This window comes from Streptomyces sp. NPDC023541, assembly GCF_055559995.1.
In genome coordinates, this window is record NZ_JBVHJO010000001.1 from 151754 (window position 1) to 165285 (window position 13532).

11 protein-coding genes and 1 pseudogene are annotated in these 13532 nt (G+C 73.5%); 5 read left to right on the forward strand and 7 right to left on the reverse strand.

What is annotated here, in order from left to right:
* Positions 1-406: 406 nt before the first annotated feature.
* The 5 genes from ACZ3X1_RS00755 to ACZ3X1_RS00775 all read right to left on the reverse strand — a co-directional run bounded on the left by ACZ3X1_RS00755 (position 407) and on the right by ACZ3X1_RS00775 (position 5109).
* On the reverse strand, positions 407-859 hold the full coding sequence (locus ACZ3X1_RS00755) for a hypothetical protein (protein WP_467275346.1): 453 nt from the start codon (positions 857-859) through the stop codon (positions 407-409).
* A gap of 249 nt (positions 860-1108) precedes the next feature.
* Positions 1109-3454, reverse strand: coding sequence for a DUF6777 domain-containing protein (locus ACZ3X1_RS00760; protein ID WP_467275348.1), 2346 nt, complete (start codon positions 3452-3454; stop codon positions 1109-1111).
* Between the two features lie 492 nt (positions 3455-3946).
* On the reverse strand, positions 3947-4072 hold the full coding sequence (locus ACZ3X1_RS00765) for a hypothetical protein (protein ID WP_467275350.1): 126 nt from the start codon (positions 4070-4072) through the stop codon (positions 3947-3949).
* 262 nt (positions 4073-4334) lie between these two features.
* Complete coding sequence (locus tag ACZ3X1_RS00770; RefSeq protein ID WP_467275352.1) at positions 4335-4643, reverse strand: alpha/beta fold hydrolase; 309 nt, start codon at positions 4641-4643, stop codon at positions 4335-4337.
* 136 nt (positions 4644-4779) lie between these two features.
* Positions 4780-5109 (reverse strand): hypothetical protein, encoded by a 330-nt coding sequence (locus ACZ3X1_RS00775; protein ID WP_467275354.1) that lies wholly within the window; start codon positions 5107-5109, stop codon positions 4780-4782.
* A gap of 108 nt (positions 5110-5217) precedes the next feature.
* Between ACZ3X1_RS00775 and ACZ3X1_RS00780 the strand changes: the two are divergent.
* The 5 genes and pseudogenes from ACZ3X1_RS00780 to gap all read left to right on the forward strand — a co-directional run.
* Positions 5218-5703 (forward strand): annotated as a pseudogene (locus ACZ3X1_RS00780) (MFS transporter); the annotation flags it as partial.
* Between the two features lie 198 nt (positions 5704-5901).
* The gene (locus ACZ3X1_RS00785) at positions 5902-6474 is read left to right on the forward strand and encodes a PadR family transcriptional regulator (RefSeq protein ID WP_356812935.1); all 573 of its coding nucleotides are present in this window, start codon (positions 5902-5904) and stop codon (positions 6472-6474) included.
* A gap of 90 nt (positions 6475-6564) precedes the next feature.
* A complete protein-coding gene (locus ACZ3X1_RS00790; RefSeq protein ID WP_467275356.1) occupies positions 6565-8289 on the forward strand; it encodes an acyl-CoA dehydrogenase family protein in 1725 nt (574 codons plus the stop codon).
* A gap of 289 nt (positions 8290-8578) precedes the next feature.
* Complete coding sequence (locus ACZ3X1_RS00795) at positions 8579-9535, forward strand: GlxA family transcriptional regulator (RefSeq protein ID WP_356812937.1); 957 nt, start codon at positions 8579-8581, stop codon at positions 9533-9535.
* A 117-nt stretch (positions 9536-9652) separates the two neighbouring features.
* A complete protein-coding gene (gene gap / locus ACZ3X1_RS00800; protein ID WP_356812938.1) occupies positions 9653-10651 on the forward strand; it encodes a type I glyceraldehyde-3-phosphate dehydrogenase in 999 nt (332 codons plus the stop codon).
* Positions 10652-10737: 86 nt separating this feature from the next.
* On the opposite strand, the gene ACZ3X1_RS00805 is transcribed toward gap, so the two are convergent.
* Positions 10738-12288 (reverse strand): glutamate synthase subunit beta, encoded by a 1551-nt coding sequence (locus ACZ3X1_RS00805; protein WP_467275358.1) that lies wholly within the window; start codon positions 12286-12288, stop codon positions 10738-10740.
* Between the two features lie 89 nt (positions 12289-12377).
* A complete protein-coding gene (locus ACZ3X1_RS00810) occupies positions 12378-13502 on the reverse strand; it encodes a serine hydrolase domain-containing protein (RefSeq protein ID WP_467276255.1) in 1125 nt (374 codons plus the stop codon).
* Between the last annotated feature and the right edge of the window lie 30 nt (positions 13503-13532).

The window sequence follows — 13532 nt, forward strand, 5'->3', positions numbered from 1 at the left end:
GCCGCGGCCGCTGGGCTGCCGGGGCGGCGAGCGGGAGGCGTCGCTGAGGGCGATCCCGGCCGGGCCCGACTGCACACCGAGTGTGAGGGCGTAGGGCGGTCGGGCGTGCCGGACGGCGTTGGCCCTCAGCTCGGAGACGATGACGAGGACGGCCTCCGTGGTGTCGTGCGGGCGGTCCGCGGAGTGGACGGCGAGCAGACAGCGGCCACGCGGCGGGCTTCTCGGGCGGCCTGCGGGCCTGGTGGCAGGGGTGGTGCACCGTTGACGGCGCCGTGGGGGGCGGGTGCGGCTGCAGTGGCGATGGCGGTGTCCGTGGTCGTTCCTGAGACCTGGTCGCTGACAGGGGGTGGATCGGCGGGGGTTCCGGGGCCGTGGCCCCGGAACCCCGGCCGGGCCCGGGTCGGCGCTACCACTTGCTGTGGCAGTTCCAGTGGCCGGGCACCCAGTGGTTCACCGAGTGGCCGGGCACCCAGTGCTGCTTCCAGTGGCCCTTGCTCCACCAGCCGTCGTGCCAGTTGCCGTGGTGGTCCCGGTAGCCGTGGTGCCAGCTACCCGGATGCCACATGTGTTCCCAGTGGCCCTTGACCCACTTGTCGGTCGCCCAGTGGCCCTTGACCCAGGTGCACCGATCGTGGTCACGGCGGTCCCAGCGGTCGTGGCGGTTGTCCCAGTTGCGGTCACGGTCACGGTCGTGACCACGGTCGCTGGTGCCGGTGCCGGGGGCCGTCGAGTTCGCCGTCGCCGCCGCCGCGGGGGCGGCGCTCGCCGTACCGGACAGACCCAGCAGCGAGCCGCCTGCCAGCAGCCCCGCGGATGCGACTCCGACGACCACGCGCTTCATGTGCATCGAAGCGGTCATCGGGCTCACCTCCTCCCTTTCATCAGGTTCATCAAGCATTCGGCTTTGTCTGCTCCTTCACCATCTGGAGCGTCACCACAGATTCGTGACGAACGGGGTGAAAGATTGCCAAGAGATTCAAACCGCCATATCTCTCCTTTCGGAGTGGGTGCCGTGAACCCTGTCGACGCTGCTCGGACCGTGTTGCGCTCACGGCCGGGTTCGAGTCCCGGTCCGGAAGGGGCGGCCTCGGCTGCGGCATCCAGGGGGCTACCTGAGCAGCGGCTCCTCCTCCCGGCTCCCCGAACCGTCGGATCGACGCGACTGCTCTTGCGCGCCCCCCTCGGCAGGGCCGTCCTGGACCCGGTCCCTTCCGGGCTCGTGGCCGGCATCCCGCCCGGTCTTCCGGCCCTGGTCCCCGCCGCCCGTTCCCATGCCGGGCGCCTGCCCCGACCCCTGCCCCTGTCCCCCGCCCTGGACCTGGCCGCTGCCGGTGCCCGTGCCCTGGCCGGGCGCCTTCCCGGTGCCCTTGCCGGTGCCCTGGGCGGGTGCCTTGCCCGTGCCCTGGGCGGGACCGCCGCCCGGCTCCTGGCCCGAGCCGCCGCCGGAACCCTGGCCGGGGGCGCTGCCGGTGCCCTGGCGCGCCTTACCGGTCTCCTTGCCCGTGCTGTGGCCGGGCACCTTCCCGGTGCCCTGGGCGGGTGCCTTGCCCGTGCCCTGGGCGGGACCGCCGCCCGGCTCCTGGCCCGAGCCGCCGCCGGAATCCTGGCCGGGGGCGCTGCCGGTGCCCTGGCGCGCCTTACCGGTCTCCTGACCGGGCGCCTTGCCCGAGCCCTTGTCCGGCACGCCTCCGGGTTCCTGCGGCACGGGCCCGGGTGCCTGGCCCGACCCTTGGCCGCCGGAGCCCGGCTCCTGCCGTCCCGGATTCTTCTCAGGGGCCTGGCCCGTGCCCGTGCCCGATCCCGGACCGGGCCCCTGACCGTTGCCCTTGCCGGACTCCTGACCCGGCACCTTGCCCGTGCCTTGGCCGGGCGCCTTGTCCGACCCGTGACCGGTGCCCGGCTCCTGGCCCGGTGCCTTGCCCGGGCGCGTTCCTGACTCCTGTCCGGGCACCTTGCCGGGAACGTTCGCGGGATCGTTGGCAGGCTTGTCGCCGCTACCCGTGCCCGGCTCCTTCGCCGGAGCCTCGTCCGGCACCCTGCCGGGGTCCTTCCCGTGGCCCGTGCCCGGTTCCTTCGCCGGAGCCTTACCGGGCGGCTTACCAGGCGGCTTGCCGGTGCTTTGACCGGCCCCCTCGTCGGGCTCCGGGCCCTTGTCCGGGGCCGTCGCGGGCGCCTTGCCGGGATCCTGTCCCCGGCCCGTCCCCGGCTCCTTGCCGGGCGCGTTCGCGGGGTCCTTGCCCGACGCCCCACCAGGTTCCTCGGACTGGCCGGTGCCCCGCTCCTTCACCGGAGCCTCGTCCCGGGCCTTGCCCGGCTGCTCCTTTCCCCGGCCCGACCCCGGCTCCTGGCCGGGCGCCTTGCCGGGCGCCTTGCCGGGCGCATTCGCGGGTTCGTCACCCCGGCCGGTGCCCCGCTCCTTCACCGGAGCCTCGTCCGGCGCCTTCCCGGGGTCGTTGCCATGGTCCGGGCGCCCTTCACGGGGCTTCGGGGAGTGCTTCTGCGGGGCCTCGCCCTCGTCCCCGTGTCGTTCGCCGCCTGACTCCCGCGCAGGGTCCGGGTTTCGGCCGGGGGCCACTCCCGGGGCCGGGTCGGGGCCCCGGTCCGGGCTCGTCGGCGGCTTCGTGTCCGCGCCTGCGGGACTCGTCCGGACCGATCCCTGGGGGGCCGGGGGCAGGGCCGGGTACGGCGAGCCGGCGGGCCGGCTCGGCGGCGGCTCGACCTCGCGGTCCGACCGGCCCCTCACCGCACCGCTCGGGCGCTCGTACCAGGCCTTGCGATCCGCGTCGAACACCGTGACGGCCTTCACCGGCTTCGCGGCGGGCTTGACCGCCACCAGCTCTCCCGACCGGAACGAGGACCACTCCGTACCGCTGAGCCTGGCCTTCCCCCGGACCGCGACCGGCGGCGTCAGAGGGTTGCCACAGGCACACCGGACCCGCGGGACACCATGGCCGTCGACCAGTACGGACGTACCGGCCTGCAGGATCGCCTGGTAGCCGGTGGGCGCGTCGTTCTTGTACCCGTGGTTGGTGACCCGGGTGTCCCAGCCCAGCCGGACCGGCGTGAGCGATCGCAGGTAGGAGGGGATGCCGGCCTCCCGGACGCCCAGCGTGGCGGCGAAGGCACCGCCCTTGTCCGTGTGCTGCGTGAGGAACTTGATCTGCTTCTCCACGTCACAGCTCGCGACGTTGCGGGTGCCCCCGTACAGGCCCGGGTGTCCGCCGTCGACTTCGAGGGTGCGCGCCCCGCCCGTACCGCCCCGTACCGTCCCGGTCGTCCCGGGCGCGGCGACGGCCTCCTCGGGCTCCGTGGCCGTCGACGGGGTGAACGGATCGGGTCCGGCCGCCGCGGCGGCCTCCAGGAAGACCTCGCCGCCGGCCGCGCTGTTACCGCCCAGCACGGTGAAGCTGACGATCGCCGCCGAGACCACGGCGGCCGCCGTGCCCGCACTCACCAAGGTCCTGCGCGACCGCCAGCGCCGCTTGCGACGCCCTTCCGCGTCGCCGCCGGGGGACGCCGGGGGGCCCGTCGGCCGGGACGGAGGCGGCGGCGGTGGCACCGGCGGTGGAGCCTCCGGCGGGGGCGCGGGCTGCGGCTGCGACCCCCGTCCCGACAGCGGACCGGGCGGAGGGCCCGTGGGGTGCTCGGACGAAGAAGGTATGGAACTCACGACTCTCGCCCCCTGACACAGGGCACCGGGACAATCTTGGTGACTCGCATGCGCTCGCTCCTTCTGGCCGTCAACGCCTCCACATCCCGGAGGGGAACCTCGAAACCGGTGCCGCGCAGCAGAAGTCGGCGAAGGGACGACCCCGGGCGGGGCCGTCTGGTCACCTGCGACATCGGTGGGGCCACGTACTGGGTGTGAGCCCGTCCCCTGAGTAAGCCCCCCGCCCCCGGGCCGCGTCATGTCGCGACCATTCGGGACTTGACACAACCGCGCCGGTTACGGCCGGGCCGCCGCCGGCCGGTCGACGATCAGGCGTACTGCCGCGATCGTGAGATCCGGGTCGTGGAGCTGGACGTAGTGGTCGCTGCCGGTCGCCAGCAGGTGGGGGGTCTGCGGCCGCATGCCCACCAGTGCCTGCTGGGCCTTGGGCCAGGCGGCCTCGAGCTTCGCCGGCAGGTCCTTAAACGTGGTGGGCGCGGCGCGGCGAAGGGTTCGGTCCTGCTGAGCACCGCGACGGGGACGGGCGGAAGCGGGCCGCCGCGGTCGATGGCGGTGGCCCCGCCGTCGATGTCGACCTGCTCGAATGCGCGGTCGGCGTCGAACGGCGTACCGGGATGCCGGAGCGCTTCGACGTACGCCGACCAGTCCGCCCCCATCGCGGGCTTCAACGCGGGCCCAGCGCGTCGACGAGGACCAGCCCGCGCGTGCGCTCCGGGTGCTCCTGCGCGTACCGCAGGGCGAGCATCCCGCCGAAGGAGTGCCCCACCAGCAGGTACGGGCCCGGTACGCGGGCGGCGGTCAGCAGCCGGTCCAGGTCCTGGACCATGGCGGGCAGCGCCCGGGTGCCGCGCACGGGCGTGCTGCGGGTGCTGAGCGTGGGCGGCTGTGTGTAGCGGATGGTGCCGGGCCGGTCGTACGTGCACACGCGGGTGAACGCGGCGACGCCGGGAAACACTGCCGGGGCCTTCGGCACGGGCGGGCGGTGTCGGTCAGCGACCACGGGTCGGAAGCCTCGTGCAGCCCGGAGAGCAGGACCACGGTCGGGCTTCCGGAGCCGGAACAGTGCAGGTACAGGCTCCGCCCACCGCCGATGTCCACCCGCCGTCCGGTCAGCCGGCGCCGAGGTAGAAGAAGAACCAGACGAGTGGCCCCAGGATGCCCAGGGTGCCGAGCAGGACCCCGAGACGGGCCCGTACCGGAGCCGGCCGCTCGCTGCGCCGCGCCCGCCAGAGGTCGGGACTGCCCCAGACGACGGCGCAGATGCCGAGCGGGATGACGAGATAGAGGGGCAGGAAGCGGACCAGGGGCGGGAGCGCTTCGGGCAGGAACGGGCAGCAGAACGCGACGACGGCCGTGACGCCCGATACCAGCGATCCCGTGCCGCGACGTCGCGGGTCTTCCTGGTGTGCCGGATCGGCGTCCTGCTTCAGGTGGCTCATGAACGGCAGGCTATGCGGAGGGTGTCCGGCACCGCTTGAGCGGGTGTACCCAGGTGCCGCCCACGCCCTGGTGAGTACCCCCCGGCGCGGGCGCCGGGCGTCGGCGCAGCCGCGATCGCGCCCGCCGCACTCGCCCTGGTCAGGCGGCTCCATCCACCCGGGCCCGCCCGCGCCAGGGCCCTCTGCGTCTGGGGTGCCGTCTCCGGCGCGGGCGGCGCGGCCCGGGTCCTGCTCGGAGGGATCCTCACCGAAGGCCCCGGATGGCCCTGGGTGTTCCACGCGTCCGGCATCGGCGCCGCGGCGGTCATCGCCGCCACTGCGCGGCTCGTACCCGCCGACCCGAAGGAGGCCGCAGGACCCCGCTCCCGGCTCGACGTGGCCGGATGCCCCACCGTTACCTCCGGCCTGGTCGCGCTCGTGTACGGGCTCACGGCCGCGGGCCACTCCGGCTGGACCGACCCCCTGGTCCTCGGCTCCTTCGGCGCGGCGGCCGGCCTGCTCGCGCTCTTCGTCCGGGTCGAACGGCGGCACCCCGCCCCGCTCCTGCCGTCGAGGCGCCTCGCATCTGCTCGTCCTGGGACGCCTCCGACCTGACGGTCCCGCCGGTCGCCACCATCCACCTGCCGCGCCGGGTCCCGGCCATGATCCACGGCTCCCGGATCCCCGACGCCGCCGCCTGATCCGGCGCGGGCGAGAGGCTGTGAGCGGCGCGTGGCCAGCCCCCGGGTGAGCCGCGTCTCACCTGGGCACCGCCGCTTGTCTATGCAACGAGTTGCATAGCAGGATCGGGGCATGGCGCTCGAACACGCGATCCTCGTCTCCCTGCTGGAGAAGCCGGGCTCCGGCTATGAGCTGGCCCGCCGGTTCGAGCGGTCGATCGGCTACTTCTGGACCGCCACGCACCAGCAGATCTACCGCGTGCTGGGGCGCATGGAGAGCGACGGCATGCTCGCCGTCCGTACGATCCCGCAGCAGGGCCGGCCGGACAAGAAGGAGTATTCGGCCGCCGGTCCCGGCCGGGCCGCGCTCGCGCAGTGGCTGCACGAGCCGATCGAGCCGGAGAGCCTGCGGCACGACCTCGCCGTGAAGATCCGCGGGGCGGCCTTCGACGACCCGGCCTCCCTGATCCGCGAGGTGGAGCGGCACCAGCAGGCCCACCGGGACCGCCTCGCGCGCTTTCTCGCCGGGGAGCTGCGCGACTTCACCGGGCCCGACGCCCCGGCGCCGCTCGACGCCGGCCAGGAACTCCAGCACGTCGTGCTGCGCGGGGGGATCGCGCAGGAGCGGATGACGATCGCCTGGCTCGACGACGTCCTGACCACTCTCCACCGGCTGGGCCGCAGCGCGCCGCCCGCGACCGACTGAGCCGTACCCGGCGCGCCACCCCGCCTCCTCTTCCCTCCCTCCGCGCACCCGCGCGACCCCCGACTCCGACCCCTCGGAAGGTGATCCGCCATGTCCGACCCCCTGCTGTTCCACCCGCACACCTACGACCCGGCCCACTTCGACCCGGAGACCCGCAGGCTGCTGCGCGCGACCGTCGACTGGTTCGAGGCCCGCGGCAAGCGGCGGATCATCGAGGACTACCGCACCCGTGCCTGGCTGGCCGACTTCCTCGCCTTCTCCGCCAAGGAAGGTCTCTTCGCGACCTTCCTGACCCCGGCGGCCGCCGCCGGCGAGGACGAGCCCGACAAGCGCTGGGACACGGCACGGATCGCCGCCCTCAACGAGATCTTCGGCTTCTACGGCCTCGACTACTGGTACGCCTGGCAGGTCACCATCCTCGGCCTCGGCCCGGTCTGGCAGAGCGACAACGCCGCCGCCCGGGAGCGCGCCGCGCAACTGCTGTCGGAGGGCGAGGTGTTCGCCTTCGGCCTGTCCGAGAAGACCCACGGCGCCGACATCTACTCCACCGACATGCTGCTGGAGCCCGACGGCGACGGCGGCTTCCGCGCCAGCGGCTCCAAGTACTACATCGGCAACGGCAACGCCGCCGGACTCGTCTCCGTCTTCGGCCGCCGCACCGACGTCGAGGGCCCCGACGGCTACGTCTTCTTCGCCGCCGACAGCCGCCACCCGGCGTACCGGCTCGTGAAGAACGTCGTCGACTCCTCCAAGTACGTCAGCGAGTTCAGCCTGGAGGACTACCCGGTGGCCGCCGAGGACGTCCTGCACACAGGGCGCGCCGCCTTCGACGCCGCGCTCAACACCGTGAACGTCGGCAAGTTCAACCTCTGCACCGCCTCGATCGGCATCTGCGAGCACGCGATGTACGAGGCCGTCACGCACGCGCACAACCGGATCCTCTACGGCCGGCCCGTCACCGCCTTCCCGCACGTGCGCCGCGAGCTGGCCGACGCCTACGTCCGCCTCGTCGGGATGAAGCTGTTCAGCGACCGCGCCGTGGACTACTTCCGCTCCGCCGGACCGGACGACCGCCGTTACCTGCTCTTCAACCCGATGACCAAGATGAAGGTCACGACGGAGGGCGAGAAGGTCATCGACCTGATGTGGGACGTGATCGCCGCCAAGGGCTTCGAGAAGGACAACTACTTCGCCCAGGCGGCCGTCGAGATCCGCGGACTGCCGAAGCTCGAGGGCACGGTCCACGTCAACCTCGCGCTGATCCTCAAGTTCATGCGCAACCACCTGCTGGAGCCGGCCGAGTACGCGCCCGTCCCGACGCGCCGCGACGCGGCCGACGACGACTTCCTGTTCCGGCAGGGACCGGCCCGCGGCCTGGGCTCCGTACGCTTCCACGACTGGCGCCCGGCGTACGACGCCTACGCCGCCGTGCCGAACGTCGCCCGCTTCCGCGAACAGGCCGACGCGCTCGCCGAGTTCGCGGCCACCGTCGCGCCCGACGAGGCGCAGGGCCGCGACCTCGACTTCCTCCTCTCCGTGGGGCAGCTGTTCGCCCTGGTCGTCCACGGGCAGCTGATCCTGGAGCAGGCCCGCCTGACGGACCTGGACGAGTCCGTGCTGGACGAGCTGTTCTCGGTGCTCGTGCGCGACTTCTCCCAGCACGCCGTCGAGCTGCACGGCAAGGACTCCAGCACGCCCGAGCAGCAGACCTGGGCCCTGGCCGCCGTCCGCCGCCCGGTCATCGACGAGGCCCGCTCGGCACGCGTCTGGTCCCGCGTCGAGGCCCTCGCCGGCGCCTACGAGATGGCGCAGTAGCCACACCACTCCCCTCGGCGGTCCGCACACCACCACCGTGCGGCCCGCCGGGGGCGCGCGCCGCCGTCAGCTGTCGGCGGGGACGAGGACGGCCACGTAGTCCTCGAACCCCACGTGCGCGACCCGATCTTCCGCTCCATCGCGGCGTCGTGCCGCTCCCGGGAGTCCTGCCGGCCCCTTGCGAAGACGAAGGCTCCCCGCCGGCCCTGGGCCCTGGCCGCCTCTTGTACCACACCGGCGGCGACCGCCCCGGGAGGACGCCCGCGGTGCGCCGCGTAGGCTCGACCCCGTGTCAGCCTCCCGCCTCCACCGCGTCGCCGTCCTCGTCCTGGAAGGCGCGAAGCCGCTCGACGTGGGCATCCCCGCGCAGGTCTTCACGACCCGCGCGAGCATGCCGTACGAGGTACGGGTGTGCGGCGCGGCCCCTGGGCTCGTGGCCGGCGGCGACGGCCTCTCGTACCACGTGACGCACGGGCTGGACGCCCTCGCGTGGGCCGACATCGTCTTCGTCCCCGGCTACCGCCACCCGGACCGCGAGGACCCGCCGCGGCCCGTCCTCGACGCGCTGATCGCGGCCCACGAGCGCGGCGCGCGGCTCGCCGCCATCTCCACGGGCGCGTTCGCGCTCGCCGCGACCGGCCTGCTCGACGGCAAGCGCGCCACGACGCACTGGCACTACGCCCGGGCCCTCACGGCCAAGCACCCGCTCGTCCGGGTCGACGAGAACGTCCTGTTCGTCGACGAGGGCAGCGTCCTCACCTCGGCGGGCGCCGCCTCCGGCATCGACCTCTGTCTGCACATCCTGCGCAGCGACCTCGGTGTGGCCGCGTCCAACCACGCGGCGCGGCGCCTGGTGGCCGCCCCCTACCGCAGCGGCGGCCAGGCGCAGTACGTGCCGCGCAGCGTGCCCGAGCCGCTCGGTGAGCGGTTCGCCGCTACGCGGGAGTGGGCGCTGATCCGGCTCGGCGAGCCCCTCACACTGGAGTCGCTGGCCCGGCACGCCGGGGTGTCGCCCCGTACGTTCTCGCGGCGGTTCGCGGAGGACACCGGTTACACGCCGATGCAGTGGGTCATGCGCGCCCGCATCGACGTGGCCCGTGAGCTGCTCGAACGCTCGCAGCGCGGTGTCGAGCAGATCGCCGCCGACGTCGGCCTCGGCACCGGCGCGAACCTGCGGCTGCATTTCCAGCGGATCCTGGGCACCACTCCGACCGAGTACCGGCGCACCTTCACGAAGGGCGAGTAGGGCCCGTGAGGATCCCGCCACGCCGGCTGGCGAGATCCTTTTGAACAGTGGCGATCACGCCGCTGTCGCGGGTGGCCCCGGGACGCGAACCTGATGGCGAACGAAAGGGACTCGCTCATGACTCGCATCGCCATCAACGGATTCGGCCGCATCGGACGCAACGTGCTGCGCGCGCTGCTCGAGCGCGAAAGCGACCTCGAGGTCGTCGCCGTCAACGACCTCACCGAGCCGAAGGCCCTCGCGCGGCTCCTCGCGTACGACAGCACCTCCGGCCGGCTCGGCCGCCCGGTGACCGTCGACGGGAACACCCTGGTCGTCGACGGCCGCCGCATCACGGTGCTGGCCGAGCGGGAGCCGGAGCAGCTGCCCTGGGCCGAGCTCGGCGTCGACATTGTGCTGGAGGCCACCGGCCGCTTCACGTCGGCCGGCGCCGCCCGCGCCCACCTCAAGGCGGGGGCCAAGAAGGTCCTGGTCAGCGCGCCGTCCGACGGCGCCGACGTGACGCTGGCGTACGGCGTCAACACCGACGCCTACGACCCGGCCGTGCACACCATCGTCTCGAACGCGTCGTGCACGACCAACGCGCTCGCCCCGCTGGCCGCGGTTCTCGACGAGCTCGCGGGCATCGAGCACGGCTTCATGACGACGGTGCACGCCTACACGCAGGAGCAGAACCTGCAGGACGGCCCGCACCGCGACCCCCGCCGCGCCCGCGCCGCCGGCGTCAACATCGTGCCGACCTCCACGGGCGCCGCGAAGGCGATCGGCCTGGTGCTGCCGCAGCTCGACGGCAAGCTGCAGGGCGACTCGATCCGGGTGCCGGTACCGGTGGGCTCCATCGTGGAGCTCAACACGACCGTCTCCCGCGAGGTGACGCGCGAGGAGATCCTCGAGGCGTACCGCGCCGCCGCGCAGGGCCCGCTGGCCGGTGTGCTGGAGTACTCGGACGACCCGCTGGTGTCGTCCGACATCACCGGCAACCCCGCCTCGTCGATCTTCGACTCGGAGCTCACCCGCGTCGACGGCCGCCACGTCAAGGTCGTCGCCTGGTACGACAACGAGTGGGGCTTCTCGAACCGCGTGATCGACACCCTCACGCTCCTGGCCGCGGGCTGAGGCAGCCGCCCCGCCGTCAGTGACCCGCGCTCCGGCCGGCCCCCTCGGGCCGGCCGGGGCGTGCCGTTTTCCAGGGCGTGCCGTTTTCAGAAGTCCCCGTAGCGCATGCGGCCGAGCGCCGACATGGGCATGTCGTGCGCGGCGACCGGGGCCGGCAGGCACGTCGAGCCGGTGAGGTAGCGGTCCACGGCGGCGGCCGCCGCACGGCCTTCGGCGATGGCCCAGACCACGAGCGACTGGCCCCGGCCCGCGTCGCCCGCGACGAACACCCCCGGCGCCCGCCCGCCGCGCGCCGCGAAGCCGGCGTCCCGCGCGAAGTTGCCGCGCTCGTCGAGTTCCAGGCCGAGCTGCTCGCGCAGGCCACCCGCCCGTTCGGGGCCGGAGAAGCCGAGCGCCAGCAGCACCAGCCCGGCCGGCAGGACCCGCTCGCTGCCCGCCAGCGGGCTGCGGCCCACCGGCTCGACGGCGGTCAGGTGCAGGGCCCGTACCCGGCCCGAGGCGTCCCCCTCGAAGCGCAGGGTGGCGCAGGCGAACAGCCGGGGGTCACGGCCCTCGCGGCCGCGGGCCTCGTCGTGGGCGTGGGAGATCCGGTACGTCTTCGGATACACCGGCCACGGCTCGGCGTCGGTGCGGCCCGGGCCGGGCTCCGGGTTGATGTCGAGCTGGACCACGGACACCGCGCCCTGCCGCAGCGCCGTCCCCATGCAGTCGGATCCGGTGTCGCCGCCTCCGACGATGACCACGTGCCTGCCTTCGGCGGTGACGGGCGAGTCGACAAGGTCGCCCTCCTGTATCCGGTTGGCGCAGGTCAGATAGTCCATGGCCTGGTGGATGCCGTGGAGCCCGCGCCCGGGGACGGGCAGTTCCCTGCGCTCGCCGGCTCCTGTCGCGACGACGAGGGCGTCGCACCGGCCGCGCAGCTCTGCGGCGTCGACTTCGGCATGTGCATGTGCATCGGCATGGGCATCGGCGTCTGCCGCGGTTCCGACGTCGTGGCCCGTGACGAACACCGTGCCCTCGGCGCGCATCTGCTCGATCCGGCGGTCCAGGTGGGTCTTCTCCATCTTGAACTCGGGGATGCCGTAGCGCAGCAGGCCGCCGATGCGGTCGGCCCGCTCGTGGACGGTGACGGCGTGACCGGCCCGGGTCAGCTGTTGTGCGGCGGCCAGTCCGGCCGGACCGGAGCCTACGACCGCCACGGTCTTGCCGCTGTGCCGCTCCGGCGGCCTCGGCCCCATGTAGCCGCGCCGCAGTCCCTCGTCCGCGATCGTCTGCTCGACGTTCTTGATGGTCACCGGGTCCGCGTTGATCGTAAGGACGCAGGCGTCCTCACAGGGCGCCGGGCAGAGCCGTCCGGTGACCTCCGGGAAGTTGTTGGTCGCGTGCAGCCGCTCGTAGGCCGCGCGCCAGTCGCCGTGGGCGGCGTACGCGTTCCACTCGGGTATGAGGTTCCCGAGGGGGCAGCCGGTGTGGCAGAACGGGATTCCGCAGTCCATGCAGCGGTCGGCCTGCCGGGAGACGAGCGGGAGCAGGGCCTGGCCCGCGTGGACCTCGCGCCAGTCGCCGAGCCGTTCCTCGACGGGGCGGGCCGGGACGGGCTCGCGCGGGATCCTGAGGAAGCCGAACGGATCGGTCACTCGCCGCCTCCCTGGATCGTTCGCGGCGGGGTGTACGGGTGCGCGCACCCGTACACCCGGCGCGCGCTCACAGTGGCGGCCCGACCAGATTACGCCGCCTCCGTGGCGGGCGCGCAGGGCCGCGCGGCCCTGCGCCTCCGCCGGCTCTCGGGGGGGCGCGGCGGCCAGTCTCGCAGCAGGGCGCAGACGAAGTCCTCCTGGACCTCCCGGACCCGCGCGAGCAGTTCGGGGTTGTCGGTCAGGGACGTCTGGGTGGTGATGGTGAAGGTCAGCGAGCGGCTGCCGTCCGCCGGGGCCGCCGCGAGCTGTGTGTAGCCGGGCGTGTTGCCGGTGTGGCCGTACACCGTTCCGCAGCGGGTGGTGTAGCGGTAGATCGCCGGGCCCGCCTCCGTGCGGCCGGGGCCGGGGGGCTGGGAGAGCGCGCCGGGGATGAACTTGAACTGCTGGCGGCGGGTGCGGTCCGAGATGAGGTCGCCGCCCGCGTAGCCCCGGATGAAGGCGGTGAGGTCCCTCGGCGTCGAGACGATGCCTCCGGCCGCCCAGGCCCCGGAGGCGCTCACGGCCTCGCTGACGTCGACGGGCCCGTCCTGCGGGTCGATCCGGTAGCCGTGGAGGAAGGGCTCGGGCAGCCGGTGGCCCTGGGGCAGGCTGGTGGCGGTCAGGCCCAGCGGCCGGTACACGAGCTCGCGCAGCAGCGTCTCGTACCGTCGTCCGGTGACGGCCTCGGCCATCAGGGCGACGGCGATGTTGTCGGAGTTGGAGTAGTGGTAGCGGCTGCCCGGCCGGAATCCGAGGTCCTCGTCGGCGAACTCCAGCAGGCGCCGGGAGTCGAAGTGGTGGCGGGGGTCCTCGGAGACGATGTCGATGAACTCCCGGGAGGCCGAGTAGTCGGGCAGTCCGCTGGTGTGGTTGAGGAGTTGACGCGACGTCACCTCGTGCCACGCGGCCGGCTGATCAGGCAGGACCTCACCGATGGTGGCGTCCAGGTCCAGCCGGCCGCGGTCGACCAGGCTCAGGGCCACCGCTCCGCTGAAGGCCTTCGCGACGCTTGCGATGCGCATGTGGTCGGTCACGCTCGGCGGCCTGCCGCTCTCCAGGTCGGCCACACCCGCGCGGTAGACCTCGGTGTGATCTGCGTCGCGCAGGACGGCGATGACTCCCGGGGGCCCGTCGGGGCTGTCCACCAGTCCCGCAAGGTGCTCCGCCGCTGACAGCGGCTCCCACTGGGATGTTTCAGGTCGTGG

Bases quoted from the DNA above. Each gene is read 5' to 3' on its own strand.
- ACZ3X1_RS00755 (WP_467275346.1), bottom strand. From the start codon at position 859: ATGACCGCTTCGATGCACATGAAGCGCGTGGTCGTCGGAGTCGCATCC.
- ACZ3X1_RS00765 (WP_467275350.1), bottom strand. From the start codon at position 4,072: ATGCGGCCGCAGACCCCCCACCTGCTGGCGACCGGCAGCGACCACTAC.
- ACZ3X1_RS00775 (WP_467275354.1), bottom strand. From the start codon at position 5,109: ATGAGCCACCTGAAGCAGGACGCCGATCCGGCACACCAGGAAGACCCG.
- ACZ3X1_RS00785 (WP_356812935.1), top strand. From the start codon at position 5,902: ATGGCGCTCGAACACGCGATCCTCGTCTCCCTGCTGGAGAAGCCGGGC.
- ACZ3X1_RS00790 (WP_467275356.1), top strand. From the start codon at position 6,565: ATGTCCGACCCCCTGCTGTTCCACCCGCACACCTACGACCCGGCCCAC.
- gap (WP_356812938.1), top strand. From the start codon at position 9,653: ATGACTCGCATCGCCATCAACGGATTCGGCCGCATCGGACGCAACGTG.